This window comes from Sphingomonas sp. P4_G3, from assembly GCF_056401105.1.
Genome location: NZ_JBFUJZ010000001.1, coordinates 844,802 through 862,836, shown reverse-complemented (window position 1 = coordinate 862,836; position 18,035 = coordinate 844,802). Strand labels below are relative to the sequence as shown.

Below are 18,035 nucleotides of genomic sequence, written 5' to 3'. Positions count from 1 at the left end.
CCGTCCCGTGGGAGATGACAATGGACGCCACGCTCGACTTCGCGCTCGGCGAGACCGCCGACATGATCCGCGACACCACCAGGCGGTTCGCGAGCGAGCGGATCGCGCCGTTGGCCGCGAAGATCGATGCCGAGGACTGGTTTCCGGTCGGGCTGTGGCCGCAGATGGGCGAACTCGGCCTGCACGGCATCACGGTCGAAGAGGAATATGGCGGGCTCGGGCTCGGTTATCTCGAGCATGTCATTGCCTGTGAGGAAGTCAGCCGCGCCTCGGCCTCGGTCGGCCTGTCCTATGGCGCGCATTCGAACCTGTGCATCAACCAGTTGCGCCGCTGGGCCAGCCCAGAGCAAAAGGCGAAATATCTCCCCAAGCTGATCTCCGGCGAACATATCGGCAGCCTGGCGATGTCGGAAGCGGGCGCCGGATCGGACGTCGTCGGGATGAAGCTGCGCGCCGAAGAGGTTCAGGGCGGCTATGTCCTCAACGGCACCAAATTCTGGATCACCAATGCGGCCTATGCCGACACGCTCGTCGTCTATGCCAAGACCGGCGAAGGCTCGCGCGGCATCACGACCTTCATCATCGAGAAGGGCATGCCCGGTTTCTCGATCGGCCAGAAGATCGACAAGATGGGGATGCGCGGCAGCCCGACTGCGGAACTGGTGTTCAATGATTGCGAAGTGCCCGAGGAGAACATCATGGGCCCGCTCAACGGCGGGGTCGGCGTGTTGATGTCGGGGCTCGATTACGAACGCACCGTGCTCGCGGGCATCCAGCTCGGCATCATGCAAGCCTGCCTCGATGTCGTCATTCCCTATGTCCGCGAGCGCAAGCAATTCGGCCAGTCGATCGGTACCTTCCAGCTGATGCAGGCCAAGATCGCGGACATGTATGTCGCGCTCAATTCGGCGCGGGCTTATGTCTATGCGGTCGCCAAATCGTGCGATACCGGCAAGACCACCCGGTTCGACGCGGCAGGCGCGATCCTGCTGGCGAGCGAGAATGCGGTGAAGGTCAGCCTCGAGGCGATCCAGGCGCTGGGCGGCGCCGGCTATACCAAGGACTGGCCGGTCGAACGCTTCGCCCGCGACGCCAAATTGCTCGACATCGGTGCAGGGACCAATGAAATCCGCCGCATGCTGATCGGCCGCGAACTGATCGGCGCGGGATCATAGGAGCTATCCGCCCATGAAACTGATCGGCCAGTACGATTCACCCTTCGTCCGCCGCGTCGGGATCACGCTGACGCTCTATGGCATCGCGTTCGAACACTTGCCCTGGTCGACCTTTGGCGATGCCGACAAGATCGCGCCCTACAATCCGCTGCGACGCGTACCCGTTCTGGTGTTCGACGACGGCGTGTCGGTGATGGACTCCGGCGTCATCGTCACGTTGCTCGACGAGATGGCGGCCAATGACGCCGTGTTGACGCGAACCGGTGCCGACCTGCGGACCATGTTGCGCTGGTGCGCGCTCGCCGCCGGCGCCGCCGACAAGGGTGTGAGTCTGGTCTATGAAAAGGCGTTCCGCGACGGCCTGCCAATGTGGGTCGAGCGCTGCCGCGCACAGGTGAGCGATACGCTCGATCTGCTCGATCGCGAGCGCGCCGCAGCAGGCAAATGGTTCGGCGATTCATCGATGAGCCATGCCGACTTGCTGACGGCAACCGTCTTTCGTTTCATCAGCGAAGCGCTCGCCGGACAGTTCGACCTTGCCCGCTGGCCGGCGCTGGTCGCGCATTCCGAAGCATGCGAAAAGACGCCTGCCTTCCGCGCGATCTACCAGCCATATGAACTCACACCGCCCAACGACTGAGCGATGTGGCGGACGGTCATCCTCTATGCGCTGGGGCTAGCCGTCGCCGTGGTCGCACTTGAGCAACTCAAGTTCCGCTACGCCGCCGATGAGATTTCGACCGATCTCTATGTCGGGCTACTCGCGCTCGGCTTCACCGCGCTGGGATTGTGGGTCGGCCACCGGCTGACGGCGAAGAAGCCCGCCGCGCCTTTCGAGCGCAACAATGCGGCGATCGCCTCGCTCGGGCTTACGCCGCGCGAATGTGAGATTCTCGATCTGCTGGCCTCGGGCCGAACGAACCAGGAGCTGGCGCGCGCGCTTGGCGTGTCGCCCAATACGGTGAAGACGCACCTCGCCAATTTGTTCACCAAGCTCGAGGTCGACCGCCGCGTCAAGGCGATCGAGAAGGCACGCTTCCTGGCGTTGATCGAATAGTCGATTCCCCGCTGAAATCGCATCAACCGTCAACCGTGTCACCCGCCAGCGGCGTGGCGAGCATCGAGGGTCGCTGGTTGAACGCGGCTAGCCAGCGTTCGAGGCCCGGGTGTTGATGGCCAGACGGCACGATAGCGCGAAATTCCAGCCAACTGAGCGTCGTGGCCAGCGCGATCGTACCGATGCCGATCTTACAGTCGTGTTCGATCTCGCTGGCGGCAAAGGCATATCCCGCCTCGAGCTTTGCCAGATGCCCGTCGCGCAATGGCGGGTAGCGTAAGGCCTCTGGTCGGCGTTCGGTCTCCCAGCGCACCGCGATTCCACTCTCGGCCATGCCATCGGCCAATGCCTGCAGCCGCAGCGCGCGCCATCGCGCCTCGCCGTCGCGTGGGATCAGCGGCTCGCCGTCATGCAGCGTGTCCAGAAACGCGCAGATCACGGTCGAATCGAACAGTGGCGATCGGCCCGGGCGAACCAGCACCGGCACCTTGCCGAGCGGATTGAGCGCGAACAGGTCGTCATTGCGCAAGGTTGGGCTGGTTTCCTGGTGCCGAACCTCGAGCCTGTCCGCCAATCCGGCTTCGTGCGCGAAGACGAGCACTTTGCGCGCGAATGGCGAATGCGTCTGATACTGCAAGACAAAACGGTCCATTGCGCTCACCCCTCTCCACCCGAGAAACTGGCCGCTTGGCACACGAATTCGACCAGGCGTCCGTCCGGGTCGCGCGCATAGCCAGCAAAATAATCCGGGTGGATGTGCGGCGCCAACGCCGGCGCCCTGTCCCGCCGCCCGCCATGGCCGTCGGCGCGATCGAACGCGGCGTGCACACTCTTCCAATCGGTCGCGGCAAAGGCATAGTGGACCTCGGCCGACGGCGTTCCGTCGACCAGCCAGAAATCGAGACGGCCGTCGTGACCGAAACCCTTTTGATTGCCATCGACGATGAGTTGGTAGCCGAGCGGTTCGAGCACCGCTCGATAAAAGCCGAGGCAATCCCCCATGCGGCGCGTGTGAATTTCCAGATGATCGAGCACGACACACTTCCTTTCAACAACACCGTTTCCGTAAAGGTGCCGATGCGCGGAAAGGCGGCGATCTTGCCGGTACAAACGCGGCATTTCCGCGTCGGCATGCGCAATAGGATCCGCTGATGAAGCTCGACCGGTTCGATCGACAATTGCTCAATCTGGTTCAGGCCGATGCGGCCCGCACGGCAGATCAGCTGAGCGAGTACGTCGCCTTGTCTCCCTCGGCAATCCAGCGGCGATTGCGGCGATTGAAAGATGATGGTGTCATCGTTCGCGAAACCGCGATCGTCGATCCTCGTTATGTCGGGCGGCCTACCTTCTTCGTCGTCTCGGTGCAGGTCGAACGCGAGCGGCCCGAACTACTCGCTCGGCTGCGCGCCTGGCTGGCCGACCGTGACGAGGTGCAGCAGGCATTCTACGTGACGGGCGAGGCGGACTTCGTTCTGGTGATCGCTGCTCAAGATACCGAGGCATTTGACGGGCTGATGGCCGCAATGGTGGCGGACAATCCCAATGTTCTGCGGTTCACGACGAACGTCGCGCTGAGCGTGGTGAAGCGTAGCCTGTTCGTTCCCGTCACCCTCGACGCGGAATAGCCGCGGCGATGCCGGGATGCGCGCGGATAATAGGCATTCGGCCCAGATCTTTGCGGGCCAGCCGCGTGGCATTGCAGCTAGCCTGCCGCCATGAACTCCCCCACCCCCTTGCTCAATCGCCCCGCGCTCGCCGAGCAGCTTGGCGTCGCCCGCGTCTGGATCAAGGACGAGGGTAAGCGCGCGCTCGGCAACTTCAAATCTCTAGGCGGCATGGCGGCGGCCGAGGCCGCGCTCGATCGGGTCGGTGCAAGCGGCGCTACCCTGATCTGCGCGAGCGACGGCAATCATGGCCTTGCGGTCGCCGCAACGGCGCATGCGCGCGGCGTGCCGGCGCGCATATATCTGCCTGGGGCGGTCGATCGGGTGCGGGTCGATCGCATCGCAGCATTCGGTGCCGAAATTGTCCGTATCGACGGTACTTACGACCACGCGGTCGACCGTGCCCGACGCGCGGCCGCAGCCGGAGAAGGCTTGCTGATTCCAGATACCAGCGATGATATCGACGACCCCGTCGTCGCCGATGTGCTGGCGGGATATGGCCAGATCCCCCGCGAGATTGCCGCCCAGCTCGACGGCGACCACCCGACGCGCGTGTTTGTCCAGGCCGGGGTCGGCGGCCTCGCCGCCGCGATGTCGGTCGGGTTTCAACGCCTTTACGGCGATCGCATGTCGATCGTTGTAGTCGAACCGGCAGCTGCCGCCTGCGTGGCGGCTGGCCTGGGCGCCGGCCGCCCCGTGCAGATCACGGGAACCCTGGAGACATGCGCCGACATGTTGTCATGCGGTCTGGCGTCGGCGAGCGCGCTCGCGATCCTTCGACGGGCGAACTGTCGGTCAATCGCCGTGAGCGAGCGAGCGTTGATCGATGCGGTCAAGACGATGAAGCAATGCGGCGACTTGCAAACTACCCCATCGGGGGCCGCTGGCCTGGCAGGGGCCATGGTGGCTGCTGGCGATCGTTATTGGGTCGAAGAGTTGGGACTGAACATGTCATCTCGCATTCTATTGATCATGACCGAGCGTTGAACTGCCGCCAGGTGGGTGGTCCCGCGGAAGATCTATTGCCGGATTCGCGAAAATCACCCGTTCGGGCGATAGTGTCCCGGGGAGCGGGCGGTGATGACCTCGCCGTTCGCAACAGGGGAAACATCATGACTCCGACGCTTCGATATTCGCTGATCTATGGCGGGCTCGCCAGTGCCGTGCTCGCCGCTTTCATCGCGGTGATCGGTTTCCTGCATCATCGCGTGGAATGGGTCGCGACACAGACCTTTGGCTATTCGGTCATGCTGGTTGCGATGAGTTTCGTTTTCATCGGCGTAAAGCGGTATCGCGACGTCGAGGGCGGCGGCGTGATCAGATTCTGGCACGCGCTGGGGCTCGGGCTGCTGATCGCGCTGATCGCGACCATTGCCTACATCCTGATCTGGGAGCTGTACCTGGCAGCGACCAACTATCGTTTCATGGACGACTTTATCGCAGGCGTGCTCGCCAAGGCGCGCGCCAGCGGGAAGAGCGCAGCCGAGATCGCAAAGCTGAGCGCGGACCTCGACGCCATGCGAACGATGTACGCCAACCCGCTGATCCGCCTGCCGATGACGGCGATGGAAATCGCACCGGTCGCCCTGCCGGTCGCGCTCGCCTCGACCATATTCTGCAATCCGCGACTGCTGCCCGCGCGCGCAAACGTCAGATCAGCATCACCTTCGCCGTCACGGACAGACCCGGCCTGAGCGTCGCCAGCCCGGCTTGGCCGGGGTCGAGCCGGATGCGCACGCCGACGCGCTGGACGATCTTGGTGAAATTACCCGACCCCGGCTCGAACGGCAGCAGAGTGAACTCGCTGCCCGATCCCGGCGCGAAACTTTCGACCGTGCCGTTCAGCGTTTCGCCAAGAGCGTCGACATAGATTTTCGCCTTTTGCCCTTCGCGCATGCCGCGCGTCTGCGTCTCCTTGAAATTGGCGACGATGTAGAGCGAGCGTGTCGGGACGACGGTGAACACGCGGCTGCCCGGCTGGACGAAGTCGCCGACCTGGACCTGGCGATTGCCGACCACGCCGTCGATCGGGGCGACGATCAGCGTATGCCCGCGATCCTGGCGCGCGAGGTCGAGCGCGGCGCGCGCTTTCAGTGCCGCGGCTTCGGCGGAGGCGACTTGCGCTTCGAGCACCGGACGTCGTGCGCGCGTTACATCGGCCTGTTCGCTCGTGACGCCGAGTTCGGCGCGCGACTTGTCTGCAGCCGAGGCCGCGCCGATCGCGGTCGCCTTGATCCGCTCGGCGTCGCGGCGCGTGGCGAACCCCAGCCCCAGCAGCGAATCGTAGCGAACCTTGTCCGCGTTCGCGCGGCTGAGCTCGGCATCGGCCGAAGCGATCACCGTGCTCGCGGCGCGTACCTGCGCCGAGGCAAGGCGCTCGTCGGCGCCGAGTGCCGCCAGCGACGCGCGCGCAGTAGCAACGCCGGCTTCGGCGTCGGTCAGCGCGGCTTGGGCCGCCTGAACCTTGGCGTCATAGTCCTGAGTATCGATCCGGACGAGCGGATCGCCCGCGCGTACGATTTGGTTGTCTTTAACCAGCACCGCGGCGACCAGCCCGCCGACCTTGGGCGCCACCGCGCTTGAATCGGCGTGGAGATAGGCATTGTCGGTCGACTCGCTCGATCGCGGCGCTGTCAGCCACAGAATGCCGGCGATCGCCACCGCGAGCGCGACCAGCCCCATGACCAACGCACTGCGCGGCACCGCGAAACGCTTCCTGGCGGGAAGTTCGGACGCCGTCGCGGCGTCGGTCGAATTGAAGGGAGCATTCATTTGGCAAGCACCAGCAAGGTGGACGTCGCGGTCGCCATCAGGCGCCCGTCGGCATCGCGGATATCGGCTTCGGCAAAGGCGACGCGACGGCCGATATTGACCACTCTGCCCTCGGCACGGACCGGCCCCGTCGTGTCATTCATGCCGCGCAGATAGGAAACCTTGAGCTCGAGCGTGGTGAACCCCTGGTCGGGCTTCAGCATCGAATGCACCGCGATCCCGCAGGCTGAATCGAGCAACGTCGCGGCATAGCCGCCATGGACGCCACCCATCGGATTATAGTGGCGCTCATCAGGCGTTCCTTCGAACACCGCGCGTCCGCGCTCGACCTCGACCAGCGAGAAATCCAGCGTTCGCCCGATCGGCGGCTGGGCGCCACGTGCGAGCAGGTCGCGAACTTGCTGCAGACCGTCAGGCGCGTCGACCACGTCGCTCACTGCCGCCCCTCCAATCCATAGCGCGCGACCAGCAAGGCGTGCGCATCGGTCAGGATCGCGTCCGACTGCGCCGGATCGGCGACCGCGCGCGACAGCGCCACCGCACCGACCAGCTGCGCCAGCATCGCCGATCCCTCGGCATGCGGATCGGCGACGCCAAGTTCGCCCAGTGCCTTGGCCAGCCGCACGGTCAGCGCTTCCACACCCTTGCCGAAGCGGCCGCGCTGTTGCTCGCCCGACCGTGCCAGGTCACCCGACAAGGTCGGGAGCGGACAACCGCGTTCACGGCGATCGCGGTGCGCAGGGCTCAGATAGAAATCGACGTAAGCCTTGAGCGCGGCGCGCGGATCGTCCGTCTGCTCGATCGCGTCGGACCGCCCGCGTGCGTCGTCGAACATCGTCCCGATCGCGTCGGCGATCATCGCGTCCTTCGACTCGAAATGCGCATAGAAGCCGCCATGCGTCAGCCCGGCGCGCGCCATCACACCCGCGACCGCGACGCCTTCGGGTCCTTTCGCGCGGATCTCCTGCGCGGCCTCTTTCAACACGCGCTGGCGCGTCTCGGCCTTATGTTCGTTCGAATAGCGCACTTGAACGCCTCCTTTATATGATGCATATAATATAAACGCAGCCGGAGGCAAGTACGTTGGCGTCGATACCACTCTCCCCCCAGGGGTCGGCGCGCGCTCCGGCTGCACCGTTCGATCCCTCTCGCCTGACCAACCGCCAGAAATATCTGATCTTCGGCGTGATGGCATTCGGCCAGTTCATGGCGTTGATCGATATCCAGATCGTCGCCGCCTCGCTCAACGAGGTTCAGGCCGGCCTGTCCGCCGGACCCGACGAGATCAGCTGGGTACAAACCGCCTATCTGATGGCCGAATTGGTGATGATCCCCTTCTCGGCCTTTCTCGCCCAGGCGCTGTCGACGCGCTGGTTGTTCGCGCTGTCGGCCGGGTTGTTCACCATCTCGAGCATGTTCTGCGGCTTTGCCTGGAATATCGAATCGATGATCGTGTCGCGCGCGATCCAGGGCTTTGTCGGCGGCGCGATGATCCCGACCGTGTTCGCGACCGGCTATGTCCTGTTCACCGGCAAGCAGCGTGCGATGATCCCGGCGATCCTCGGCATGGTCTCGGTGCTCGCGCCGACGCTCGGGCCCACCGTCGGCGGCTGGATCACCGACGCGATGGGCTGGCGCTGGGTGTTCTTCATCAACGTCGCGCCGGGCCTGATGGTGACCGCGCTGACGCTCGTGCTGATCCGCGTCGACACGCCCAATCTCGCCATGCTCAAGCGAATCGACTGGGTCCACCTCGCCTCGATGGCAGTGGCGCTGGCGGGTCTCGAATATGTGCTGGAGGAAGGGCCCAAGAACGAGTGGTTCACCGACATCCGCATCCAGATCGGCGCCTGGCTGACGATCGTCGCCTTCGTCCTGTTCCTAGAACGGTCATTCCGGTCGAAGGGGCCGATCGTCAAGCTGACGCCGTTTCGCAAACCCACCTTTGTCTTCGCCTGCGTGTTTAACCTTGTCATCGGTTTCGGCCTCTATGCCGGCACCTATCTGATCCCACTCTTTCTGGGCCGCGTGCGCGGATACAATGCGTCGGAGATCGGCAGCACCGTCGTCATTGCCGGCTGCGCGCAATTGCTTGGCGTGCCGATCGCCGCCAGCCTGTCGCAGCGCGTCGACCAGCGCATCGTCATCACGTTCGGCCTGGCGCTTTTCGCCTTCGGCTTATGGCTGTTCTCGGCAATGACCCCGGACTGGGGCTTCGCCGCGTTGTTCTGGCCGCAAGTGGTGCGCAGCTTCGCGGTGATGTTGTGCATCGTGCCCTCGGTCGGCCTTGCGCTCGGCAATTTCGAAGGGCCGGAATTGCGTTATGCCTCCAGCCTGTTCAACCTGATGCGCAATGCCGGCGGCGCGGTCGGGATTGCCTTGGCCAATACCTGGCTGGCCGACAATACGCGGCTCCACGCACTGCGGCTGAGCGAGGCGCTGGGTCAGTCGGCGAAAGCCGCCAACGACACGGCCGCGGCACTGGCGCACGAACTAAGCGCAGTGACGCCGGATCCCGCGCAGGCGCTGTTGATGGCACAAGGACTGATGAGCCGGATCGTCGGGCGCGAGGCACTGACCCTGGCGTTCGATGACGTCTTTCGCCTGATGGCGTATTTGTTCCTCGCAGCGCTGGTGATGGTACCGTTCTGCCGGCCCCCACGCGTCGGCGCGGCGCCACCGCCGGATGCGCATTAAAGAAGCGTCACGGCACCACGCCGTAACCGGCATAGGTCTGGTCGATCCGCTTGCTCATCACCATCGCGGCATCGATGTCGGCCTTCGCCCCAGCCGCGTCACCCAATCGCTTGCGCGCGACGCCTCGGACATAAAGGCTGCCGCTCTGTTTCGGCTCCAAGGCGAGCGCGTCATCCATATCCTTGATCGCCGCCGCCCATTCGCCGCGCTGGAAATGCACCAACCCGCGGCTGTCGAGGTTGGCGGACACGCGCTTTGCGGTCACCGATTTGTCGCATTGCGCCAGCGCCGTATCAAGGTCGAGCTTCAGCGTCGCCCGCGTCCAGCACGCGGAATTGAGTGCGATCCAGTCGGTGGGAGCTTTGGCTAATTGCTTGTCGACCAACGGCAGCAATGCCTTGCCGTCGCCGGTCACGGCGGCGACCATCGCACGTTGCTGGGCAATCGCATTGACGTTCGGATGAGCGGCGACTTGCGTATCATATGCCGCCAGGATCGCCGCTTTCGCAGCGGGGTCGGCGACCAGCTTACGAAGCACGATCAGTGGGATGTCACGCTCCGGTTCGGTCTTGATCTGGCCGAGCACGTCGTCGAGCTGATCCTTTGGCGCGGGGCGCAAGTTCCACTGCAACCGCAAGAAATAGGCATCGCCAGTTGGCTCGATTGCGATCGATTTGGTCGTCTCGCCAAGCGCCTCGTCGACCTGGCCCATCACCGCCAGAATATTGGCAAGCAGCGCGTGCGCCGTCGCGTCGTCGGGTTTGAGCTTCACGACCTCGCGCGCATCGGCCAGCGCCGCATCCCGTTTCGATTGCGAAGAATAGATGCGGACACGCATGGTGCGTGCCTCGACATTATCGGGTTGCTTCGCGATCGCCATGCCCAAGTCGGCGAGTGCTCCGTCATATTGTCCGGCGGCCACCCGCGCTCCTGCGCGCATGGTGTACGACTCGGCCTTGTCGGGAAACAGCAACACCATGCGATCGTAGAGGATCAGCGCGTCATCGAAACGGCCCTGCCGCTGCAGCACTTGTGCCTTTCCAAGGATTGCCATGGGAAAGCGGCTGTCGCTCGCGAGCGCCTGGTCGAACGCGCTCGACGCCTCATCCACCCGGTCGAGCAGCATCAGCGATTGGCCACGCCCGGCCAGCATCTGAACACTCTTGTCGCCGCGCGCGATCCGCCCATCGATCAGCTTGAGCGCTTCATCACTTTTACCGGTCGACCAGAATTGCGCGACCTGCCTTAGGTCGGCCTCAAGCTGGCCGGCCCCCGGCTCGTCCGACTTCGCTCCCGGCTTGGCCGCGATGGCGGCGCCGGCAGGTGCGCGAACGAAGACGCGCTTCTTCCACAATTCATCAACTTGATCGTCGGCCGCCTTGGCATCGGCATAGCTGATCTCCGCCGCGTTGTTGCGCGCCATCGTCGTCATCTCGAACCGCTCGCCTTTCAGCGCGACGGTGCGCACATAATGAACACCGCCGATGGTGGAATCGACCGCTTCGCCGTCGAGCGAGAATCCCTTGCCGCCATCGGGCAGCAGGATGGTCTCGCGATAGGCATTGTAATTGTCATCGACCTCGACCGGCGCGGCGTCGGGATTCTTGTCGCGCTTGGACTTCAGATAGTGTCCGACCCGGGCATTGTCGGCTTCATAGCTCTTGCGGCCGTAATCCTCACCCGACCAGTCCATTTCCGCGGTACCGGCAAAGCTCAGCGTGACGTCGCCAGTCACCTCGTCGATCTTGGACCCCACGTTCGAAACGGTCAGGAAGTCGAAACGCCCCGTCCACATCTTGCGCAATACCGTCTCGCGATCGGTCGCCGCCAGCATCGACAGCATTATCCGCGTCCGGCTGGCCAATTCGCCGCGATAGATCAGCGTTCCGCTCGCCTTTGCGGGCTTGTCGAGGCCGGAGCGCGCATCGAGATCGAAGGCCATCTCGCTTTGCGGTGCCGTCGGCGGGACGGGGGTCAGCGCGACCAGCTTCGACATCTGTGCTTCGAGCGGTAGCGCCCATTTGAATTCCGGTACCGCGATCCGATCAATATTACCGTCGCCGAACCGCGTGCCGTCGAGCCAATAGACTTTGCCGTCGATCACGGCGCGCACGATGACGTGATTGAACCGCCCAGGCATCGGCAGCGCGGCATCGACCCCATCGCCGTCGGTCGCCGAAACCAGCGCGGGATCGGCGGTAATGCCGAGTGCGTGCAGCATCGACAGCAGCAGAACGGTCTTGCCTTTGCAATCGCCGCTGCGCCCGCTCCAGACCGCGTCGGCGGCCTCGGGCTTGTAGGCGCCAAGCCCATCGACACGCGCCAGATAGCGCACTTGCGATTGCACGGTCCGCAACGCCTCGGTCGCGCGAATCTTGGGATCATTGGACATGGCCGCGATCCGCTTCACCTCGGCCATGACGGGCGAATCGGGCGTGATGGTCGCCGCCGTCTCGAACAATGGTCGCATCAACGCCGAGACCGCATCCCAACTGGCGAAGTCGGAGAATTGCACCATCGCCATCCTGCTGTAGCGATCGGGTGCGCTCGCCGGCGCTTCGGGCTTCTTCCAATCGTCGCGGGTCAACGTCGCGATCTGGAATCCGCCCGCCTTGGTCAGCACCGGCACCGGCGCCAGCGGCCCAGCCATCCAGCGCACCGCGCGACCGATCGGCCAGCTTACCTTGACCGTCAGACGATCGCTCGACGGCAGCACGTCGAGCGGTATCGCCGTTTCGGCATGGCCGGCCAGCACCGGATTGCTCATGTCGGTAGTATAAGCGAGTTCGATCTCGTCGCCGACGCGCAGGTCCGGCACTTGCAGCACCGCGGTAAGCATGCCGTTGATCATCGCCGATTCGAGCTGGCTTTCGCGTCGCAGGATCTGGAACCCCTTGCCGTCCTTCATCACGTCGATCGTCTCCGCGCCGCGGTGGATCAGCACTCGATTGACGGTCATCTTGCCGATCGTCGGCTGCCAGATGACGTAGATCGTACCCGCCATCTGCAGGCCCTCGGGCGTGTTGACCCGCATGATCTGGCGCGTGACCTGATGCGTGCCGCTATCATCATAGCGAAGCTGCATGGTCATCAGGCGCACGGCGATTGCGCCATCGAACGTGCCCGGCGCCGGTTCGGCAATGTCGGTCGCCCAGCTAGGCCGCTCGCCGAAATGCAACACATCGTCGGCACGCGCCTGTCCAATGCTCAGCATCGCGCATGCGGCGATCAGCAACGCCCGGATCATGATGTTACGCCCCCGAAAACAACCCCTTCGACCGGATAGCTTAGACCGGTCGCGGACAAAGACAATTGCCCGATTAGGTCGAGAATGGATCGATCGCCTCAGGCGATCACCCAGCATGGCACATCCCCCGCTGTGACCGTCCCGTTACGGCCAACGGGATAGCATTCGCGATCGGTGATCGCCGCAAGCGTCGCGCGGTCGTCGGGTGCCACGGCCGCCATCGTTCGCGCACCGTCCTCGGTTCGCAGGATGACAACGCCGCGGTCGACCGTCCCATCGCGGCGATAGAGGATCGTCGCGGTTTCGAGTGTCGCGGCGCCGTCGGTGGGGCTCACGATCGGCGGAACCGTTCCGCGCCGGTTCTCGGCATCGCTCGCAACCGAATAGTCCTGGTCGAACGAGCGGTTGGGCTGGGCGGAACTCAGCACCAAAGCGTGATGCTTAGTGACGAACTCGCCCTGCCCATAAAGCAGTCCGGCGCCGCCGCCCGACCGCAGCCGCCGCACCATCGCCGCGGTCGCATGGAGCATATAATCGTTGAGCGGCGCGCCGAAAAAGGTGAGCCCGCCGGTCACTGTCGGCACGACATCCTCGCTCAATTCCAGCGTCCGCCGCGCCATCTTGGGCACGCAGGGAAAGCAGCTGTACAGTTCGATCGCATCGAACGGCCGGCCATCGTTCAAGCCGCTCGCGCGATCCAGTACTGCGTTCTGGGCCGAACTTGCCGCATAACCGTCGCGGGCCAGGTAATCGCGCGGCTCGTCGGCTACAGCACCTCCGATGAGATAGATCATCGCCGCCGGATCGATCCCGGCCGCTCGCGCTAAGGCCAGGCTCGTCACGATCACCGCCGCGCCCTGATTGACCATGGGGTTGGCGACCATCAGCTTGGTGTAAGGCCAAGCGATTAGCCGGTTGTCGGTCGTCACACGGGCAATGTCGTCGGCAGCGTATCGGCGCCCGAGCCAACTCGACGGGTTGTCGGCCGCGACCGCCGCATATCTTGCCCATAGTTCAGCCGATTCCGCTTGCGCCACGGCGGGCGTCTGGCCCCAGGTGCACGCGCTCGCCATCTCATAGAAGGGGTAGACGTTGACTGGCAACGACGCGCCTAGCGCGATCGCCAGCGGGTGGAGATAGGTCGCCCGCTCGACCCGGGCCGGCGCGTCATGTGCGAACGGTGACCAGGGAAGGTCTGCACCTTCCTTCTGCGCTCGCGCCGCACTGTGCTGCGCTTCGCCGCCCGCGATAAGTGCGACTTGCGCCTCGCCTCGCGCGATCGCCAGTGCGGCTTCGTGGATCAATTTGGTCGGCGTCTCGCCGCCGATCGGCGCATAACTAAGCGAACGTGGCGCGATGCCAAGCCGCGTCGCTAACTCGCCGAGCGGGTCGGCATAGCGCCAGCTTACGAGGTTGACGACATCGAGCCGGTCAACCTGGCGAAGCAAACCGCCACCAGCATCCTCGTCCGCGCGCCGCGCGGCGAGCGCCATCAGCCCGATCGGATCGAGCGCGTGACTGAGCGCCGCCGGACGATCGACCGCCTCGCCACAGCCGACAATGACCGGCGTGCGATCGTCCGGCGTCACGCGCCTTACCAGACGTGGACGCGGTCGCCGGGCGCTAGATAGCGCTTGTCGCCCGGCTTGATGCCGAACGCGTCATACCAGGCATCGAGATTGCGCACCGTCTCGACCCGCAGCGGCGCCAGCGCGTGAACGTCGGTCGCGATCCGCGCCCGGATCGCGCGGTCGCGCATCTTGGTCCGCCAGCTCTGCGCGAACGCCAGGAAGAAGCGTTGATCACCCGTCAGCCCGTCGATCACCGTCGCCGGCCTGCCGCCCAGCGACGCGTGATACGCCTCATACGACGCGGTCAGGCCGGCGGTGTCGGCGATATTCTCGCCCAGTTCCTGCTGGCCATTGGCGTACAGGCCCGGCAGCACCTCATATTTGTTATACTGGTCGATCAGCGCCTTGCCCGATGACTCGAACCGCGCGAGGTCGGTCTTGGTCCACCAATTGTGCAGGCGCCCGGTCGAATCGAAATCCGATCCCAGATTGTCGAACGAGTGGCTGATCTCATGCCCGATCACCGCACCGATCGCGCCGTAATTGGCGGCCGGGTCGAAGGTCGGATCGAAATAGGGCGTGTTGAGGATCGCCGCCGGAAAATTGAGCGCGTTCTGCAACGGGAGGTTGACCGCGTTGACCGTCTGCGGCGTCATCCACCATTCGCCGCGATCGGGTGCCTTGGCGAGCTTGCCGATCTGGTAGCGGTAATTGGACTGCCTGGCGCGGAGCAGATTGCCCGCCGGATCGGTCGCGCTGACCGCATAATAAGGACGCATCGGCCAGGTGTCGGGATAGCCGACGCCGACCTTCAGCACCGACAGCTTCTTGCGCGCTTCGGCCTTGGTCGCGGGCGCCATCCAGTCGAGCGCGGCGATGCGCTTGTCGAACGCGGCGACGATGTTCTTAACCATTGTCTGGATCGCCGCCTTGGACGATGCGGGGAAATATTTGGCGGCGTAGATTTTGCCGACCTCATACCCCAAAGCACCGTTGACCGCGCCGATCGAACGTTTGTCGCGCGGCTGTTGCGCCGGCGTGCCGGTCATCTGCTTGCCGAAAAAGTCGAACTTCGCGTCGTCGAACGCCCTGGGCAACGTGGAAGCGACTTCGTTGATGCGGTGGAAGGCGAGCCAGTCCTGCCATGACTGCATCGGCTCGCTGGCGACGAGGCCGGCGAGCTTGGTCGTCGTCCCGGGATTCCAGACGATGAAATTCTGCTGCTTGGGCAGACCGGCCGCGGTCCAATAGGCATTCCAGTCGATCCCGGGCGCCTTCTTGGCGAAATCGGCGCGGGTCCAGGGATTGTCGCCCTTATGCGCATCCTGTGCGGTGACGATGTCGGTCTGCGCTTGGGCGATCTTCGTCTCGAGCGCGAAAACGCGGCCCGCCCGCGCCTTGGGATCGCTCATCCCGGCAAGCGTGAAGACCTTCCCCAGATAGTCCTTATAGCCGTCGCGGAGCTCGGCCATCTCCTTCTTGTCGGACAGGTAATAATCGCGGTCGGGCATGCCGACGCCACCCTGCATCAGATAGGGCGCGTTGATCGTCGGCTTGTTGAGGTCTTGCCCGACGAACAGCCCGAACAGATTGTCGGTCGAGGCGTAATTGTTGTTGTTGAACGGATCGGTATCGGCCCGCATGTTAGCGCCGAGCATCGCCGACAATTGCGACTTGGTCTTGAGCGCGTCGATCGGCGCCAGGATCGGCTTGAGCGGCGCCGTGCCGCGTGTCTCGATCGCCGCGGTATTGTTATAGGCGTCGTAATAATCGGCGATGCGGCGCAGGTCGCTACCGGCCTTCGCCTTCGACGCCGCAGCACTCTTGATGATGTCCGCGTTGCGCGCCTCGGCAACCTTGAACACGTCGAGCCCGACCCCGATCGACGAGCGGTCGGCGGGGATTTCGGCGGTCTTCAGCCAGGTGCCATTGGCATAAGCGTTGAAGTCGTCGCCGGGCTTGGCGCTTTGGTCGATCAGCGATTTGTCGACACCCGATTTGGTCCCCATCACGGCCTGGGCGAGAGCGGGAGCCTGCCACACGGCGACTCCGCCGGCGGTAGTGGCGAGCAGCATGGCGGCGAGAATTGAGCGCTTCATCGGGAACCCTCTTTTTTCTGGTGTATGACTCGCTGGCTACACCAACACAGTTTGCCGCGCTAGGGGACCGTGCGGCTTCCCAATGCCAATCCGCCCGGCTAGTCAGGGCGGCATGAGCGCACCGGTTCTCGATACTCGCCTTTCCCCCGACAGCGACCAGTTCCGTGCCAATGCTGCGCACAATCGCGCGCTGGTCGACCGTTTGCGTGCCGACGTCGCGACCGCCGCTCTCGGCGGCAACGAGAAGAGCCGGGAGCGCCACACGGCGCGCGGCAAACTGCTCCCCCGCGACCGGGTCGAGCGGCTGCTCGACCCGGGCTCGCCGTTCCTCGAGATCGGCCAACTCGCCGCCTGCGACCTGTACGACGGAGAAGTCCCCGGCGCCGGGATGATCGCCGGGATCGGCCGCGTTTCCGGCCGTCAGGTGATGATCGTCTGCAACGACGCGACGGTGAAGGGCGGCACTTATTACCCAATGACGGTCAAGAAGCATCTCCGTGCGCAGGAGATCGCCGAACAGAACCGCCTGCCGTGCATCTATCTGGTCGATTCCGGCGGCGCCAACCTGCCGCACCAAGCCGAGGTGTTCCCCGACCGTGACCATTTCGGCCGCATCTTCTTCAACCAGGCCAATATGTCGGCGAAGGGCATCCCGCAGATCGCCTGCGTGATGGGCAGCTGCACTGCCGGCGGCGCCTATGTCCCGGCGATGAGCGACGAGAGCGTGATCGTCCGCAACCAGGGCACGATCTTCCTCGCCGGCCCTCCCCTCGTTCAGGCCGCGACCGGCGAAGTGATCAGCGCGGAAGATCTCGGCGGGGGTGACTTGCATGCACGCAAGTCGGGCGTGGTTGATCACCTCGCCGAGAATGACGAGCATGCACTCACCATCGTCCGCGACATCGTCTCGACGCTGCAACGCGATCGCGGGCACGATATCGAGCTGCGCGAGCCGCGCCCGCCCAAATTCGCCGCCGAGGATCTGTACGGTATCATCCCGCAGGACGTGCGTGCGCCTTACGACGTGCACGAGGTGATCGCGCGGCTGGTTGACGGATCGGAATTCCAGGAATTCAAATCACTCTATGGCAGCTCGCTGGTCTGCGGCTTCGCGCATATCTGGGGCATGCCGGTTGCGATCCTGGCGAATAACGGCGTGCTGTTCAGCGAAAGCGCGGTCAAAGGCGCGCATTTCATCGAGCTCGCCTGCCAGCGGCGGATTCCGTTGCTGTTCCTCCAGAACATCTCGGGCTTCATGGTGGGCGGCAAGTACGAGGCTGAAGGCATCGCCAAGCACGGCGCCAAATTGGTCACCGCGGTCGCCACCGCCAGCGTGCCCAAAGTCACCGTACTGATCGGCGGCAGCTTCGGCGCGGGCAATTACGGCATGGCCGGCCGCGCCTATAGTCCGCGCTTCCTGTTCACCTGGCCCAACAGCCGGATCAGCGTGATGGGCGGCGAACAGGCGGCATCGGTACTCGCCACCGTCCATCGCGATGCCGCCAAGTGGACGCCGGAGGAAGCCGAAGCTTTCAAACAACCAATCCGCGACGATTACGAAGCGCAAGGCTCACCCTGGCACGCCACCGCGCGGCTGTGGGACGACGGGATCATCGACCCGGCGCAGACCCGCGACCTACTCGGCCTCGCCTTCGCCGCCTGCCTCAACGCCCCGATCCCCGAAGCCCCGCGCTTCGGCGTGTTCCGGATGTGATTGGGAACAGCGCCCCCATTAATCCTCCCCGCTGCGGGG

At 64.4% G+C, this 18,035-nt stretch carries 16 protein-coding genes; 8 read left to right on the top strand and 8 right to left on the bottom strand.

The features are described from left to right. The first annotated feature begins 20 nt into the window (after nt 1-20). The 3 genes from AC1DQQ_RS04070 to AC1DQQ_RS04060 are packed head-to-tail and all read left to right on the top strand — an operon-like array spanning nt 21 to nt 2,232. Nucleotides 21-1,175, top strand: a complete 1,155-nt coding sequence (locus AC1DQQ_RS04070) for an isovaleryl-CoA dehydrogenase (protein WP_478044304.1) — start codon at nt 21-23, stop codon at nt 1,173-1,175. A 13-nt stretch (nt 1,176-1,188) separates the two neighbouring features. Then, the gene (locus tag AC1DQQ_RS04065; RefSeq protein ID WP_478044302.1) at nt 1,189-1,815 is read left to right on the top strand and encodes a glutathione S-transferase family protein; all 627 of its coding nucleotides are present in this window, start codon (nt 1,189-1,191) and stop codon (nt 1,813-1,815) included. Between the two features lie 3 nt (nt 1,816-1,818). Beyond that, nucleotides 1,819-2,232, top strand: coding sequence for a helix-turn-helix domain-containing protein (locus tag AC1DQQ_RS04060; RefSeq protein WP_478044301.1), 414 nt, complete (start codon nt 1,819-1,821; stop codon nt 2,230-2,232). Nucleotides 2,233-2,254: 22 nt separating this feature from the next. Here AC1DQQ_RS04060 and AC1DQQ_RS04055 read toward each other — a convergent pair whose 3' ends face one another. Both AC1DQQ_RS04055 and AC1DQQ_RS04050 read right to left on the bottom strand, forming a co-directional pair. Further along, nucleotides 2,255-2,884 carry a glutathione S-transferase family protein gene (locus tag AC1DQQ_RS04055; protein WP_478044300.1) on the bottom strand — a complete coding sequence of 210 codons (630 nt, stop codon included), beginning with the start codon at nt 2,882-2,884 and terminating at the stop codon, nt 2,255-2,257. Nucleotides 2,885-2,889: 5 nt separating this feature from the next. Next, nucleotides 2,890-3,351 carry a VOC family protein gene (locus tag AC1DQQ_RS04050; RefSeq protein WP_478044298.1) on the bottom strand — a complete coding sequence of 154 codons (462 nt, stop codon included), beginning with the start codon at nt 3,349-3,351 and terminating at the stop codon, nt 2,890-2,892. 32 nt (nt 3,352-3,383) lie between these two features. Between AC1DQQ_RS04050 and AC1DQQ_RS04045 the strand changes: the two genes are divergently transcribed. From AC1DQQ_RS04045 to AC1DQQ_RS04035, 3 genes are all read left to right on the top strand, one after another. Continuing rightward, nucleotides 3,384-3,857, top strand: a complete 474-nt coding sequence (locus tag AC1DQQ_RS04045) for an Lrp/AsnC family transcriptional regulator (RefSeq protein ID WP_478044297.1) — start codon at nt 3,384-3,386, stop codon at nt 3,855-3,857. A gap of 90 nt (nt 3,858-3,947) precedes the next feature. Further along, nucleotides 3,948-4,883: a pyridoxal-phosphate dependent enzyme gene (locus tag AC1DQQ_RS04040; protein ID WP_478044296.1), complete on the top strand. Its 936-nt coding sequence runs from the start codon at nt 3,948-3,950 to the stop codon at nt 4,881-4,883. Nucleotides 4,884-5,008: 125 nt separating this feature from the next. Next, entirely contained in the window at nt 5,009-5,590 is a 582-nt protein-coding gene (locus AC1DQQ_RS04035; protein WP_478044295.1) for a DUF4199 domain-containing protein, read from the top strand. Here the strand turns inward: AC1DQQ_RS04035 and AC1DQQ_RS04030 are convergent. The 3 genes from AC1DQQ_RS04030 to AC1DQQ_RS04020 are packed head-to-tail and all read right to left on the bottom strand — an operon-like array spanning nt 5,547 to nt 7,695. Then, a complete protein-coding gene (locus AC1DQQ_RS04030; protein WP_478044293.1) occupies nt 5,547-6,668 on the bottom strand; it encodes an HlyD family secretion protein in 1,122 nt (373 codons plus the stop codon). The genes AC1DQQ_RS04035 and AC1DQQ_RS04030 overlap by 44 nt on opposite strands. Then, nucleotides 6,665-7,105 (bottom strand): PaaI family thioesterase, encoded by a 441-nt coding sequence (locus tag AC1DQQ_RS04025; RefSeq protein WP_478044292.1) that lies wholly within the window; start codon nt 7,103-7,105, stop codon nt 6,665-6,667. The genes AC1DQQ_RS04030 and AC1DQQ_RS04025 overlap by 4 nt, the downstream gene beginning before the upstream one ends. Further along, entirely contained in the window at nt 7,102-7,695 is a 594-nt protein-coding gene (locus AC1DQQ_RS04020; RefSeq protein ID WP_478044290.1) for a TetR/AcrR family transcriptional regulator, read from the bottom strand. The genes AC1DQQ_RS04025 and AC1DQQ_RS04020 overlap by 4 nt, the downstream gene beginning before the upstream one ends. 56 nt (nt 7,696-7,751) lie before the next feature. Here AC1DQQ_RS04020 and AC1DQQ_RS04015 point away from each other — a divergent pair, with 56 nt between their 5' ends. Beyond that, nucleotides 7,752-9,365, top strand: a complete 1,614-nt coding sequence (locus AC1DQQ_RS04015; protein ID WP_478028583.1) for a DHA2 family efflux MFS transporter permease subunit — start codon at nt 7,752-7,754, stop codon at nt 9,363-9,365. Nucleotides 9,366-9,372: 7 nt separating this feature from the next. Here the strand turns inward: AC1DQQ_RS04015 and AC1DQQ_RS04010 are convergent, their stop codons facing one another. The 3 genes from AC1DQQ_RS04010 to AC1DQQ_RS04000 form a co-directional block, all read right to left on the bottom strand. After that, nucleotides 9,373-12,612 carry a DUF3857 domain-containing protein gene (locus AC1DQQ_RS04010; protein ID WP_478044288.1) on the bottom strand — a complete coding sequence of 1,080 codons (3,240 nt, stop codon included), beginning with the start codon at nt 12,610-12,612 and terminating at the stop codon, nt 9,373-9,375. A gap of 98 nt (nt 12,613-12,710) precedes the next feature. Next, complete coding sequence (locus tag AC1DQQ_RS04005) at nt 12,711-14,201, bottom strand: acetyl-CoA acetyltransferase (RefSeq protein ID WP_478044287.1); 1,491 nt, start codon at nt 14,199-14,201, stop codon at nt 12,711-12,713. A 5-nt stretch (nt 14,202-14,206) separates the two neighbouring features. After that, complete coding sequence (locus AC1DQQ_RS04000) at nt 14,207-16,282, bottom strand: M13 family metallopeptidase (RefSeq protein WP_478044285.1); 2,076 nt, start codon at nt 16,280-16,282, stop codon at nt 14,207-14,209. Between the two features lie 112 nt (nt 16,283-16,394). Here AC1DQQ_RS04000 and AC1DQQ_RS03995 point away from each other — a divergent pair, with 112 nt between their 5' ends. After that, nucleotides 16,395-17,996, top strand: a complete 1,602-nt coding sequence (locus AC1DQQ_RS03995; RefSeq protein WP_478044283.1) for a carboxyl transferase domain-containing protein — start codon at nt 16,395-16,397, stop codon at nt 17,994-17,996. The last annotated feature ends 39 nt before the right edge of the window (nt 17,997-18,035 follow it).

What these genes read in the sequence shown, in the direction of transcription:
- AC1DQQ_RS04070 (WP_478044304.1), top strand. Translation starts at nt 21, where the DNA reads ATGGACGCCACGCTCGACTTCGCGCTCGGCGAGACCGCCGACATGATC.
- AC1DQQ_RS04065 (WP_478044302.1), top strand. Translation starts at nt 1,189, where the DNA reads ATGAAACTGATCGGCCAGTACGATTCACCCTTCGTCCGCCGCGTCGGG.
- AC1DQQ_RS04060 (WP_478044301.1), top strand. Translation starts at nt 1,819, where the DNA reads ATGTGGCGGACGGTCATCCTCTATGCGCTGGGGCTAGCCGTCGCCGTG.
- AC1DQQ_RS04055 (WP_478044300.1), bottom strand. Translation starts at nt 2,884, where the DNA reads ATGGACCGTTTTGTCTTGCAGTATCAGACGCATTCGCCATTCGCGCGC.
- AC1DQQ_RS04050 (WP_478044298.1), bottom strand. Translation starts at nt 3,351, where the DNA reads ATGCCGCGTTTGTACCGGCAAGATCGCCGCCTTTCCGCGCATCGGCAC.
- AC1DQQ_RS04045 (WP_478044297.1), top strand. Translation starts at nt 3,384, where the DNA reads ATGAAGCTCGACCGGTTCGATCGACAATTGCTCAATCTGGTTCAGGCC.
- AC1DQQ_RS04040 (WP_478044296.1), top strand. Translation starts at nt 3,948, where the DNA reads ATGAACTCCCCCACCCCCTTGCTCAATCGCCCCGCGCTCGCCGAGCAG.
- AC1DQQ_RS04035 (WP_478044295.1), top strand. Translation starts at nt 5,009, where the DNA reads ATGACTCCGACGCTTCGATATTCGCTGATCTATGGCGGGCTCGCCAGT.
- AC1DQQ_RS04030 (WP_478044293.1), bottom strand. Translation starts at nt 6,668, where the DNA reads ATGAATGCTCCCTTCAATTCGACCGACGCCGCGACGGCGTCCGAACTT.
- AC1DQQ_RS04010 (WP_478044288.1), bottom strand. Translation starts at nt 12,612, where the DNA reads ATGATCCGGGCGTTGCTGATCGCCGCATGCGCGATGCTGAGCATTGGA.
- AC1DQQ_RS04000 (WP_478044285.1), bottom strand. Translation starts at nt 16,282, where the DNA reads ATGAAGCGCTCAATTCTCGCCGCCATGCTGCTCGCCACTACCGCCGGC.
- AC1DQQ_RS03995 (WP_478044283.1), top strand. Translation starts at nt 16,395, where the DNA reads ATGAGCGCACCGGTTCTCGATACTCGCCTTTCCCCCGACAGCGACCAG.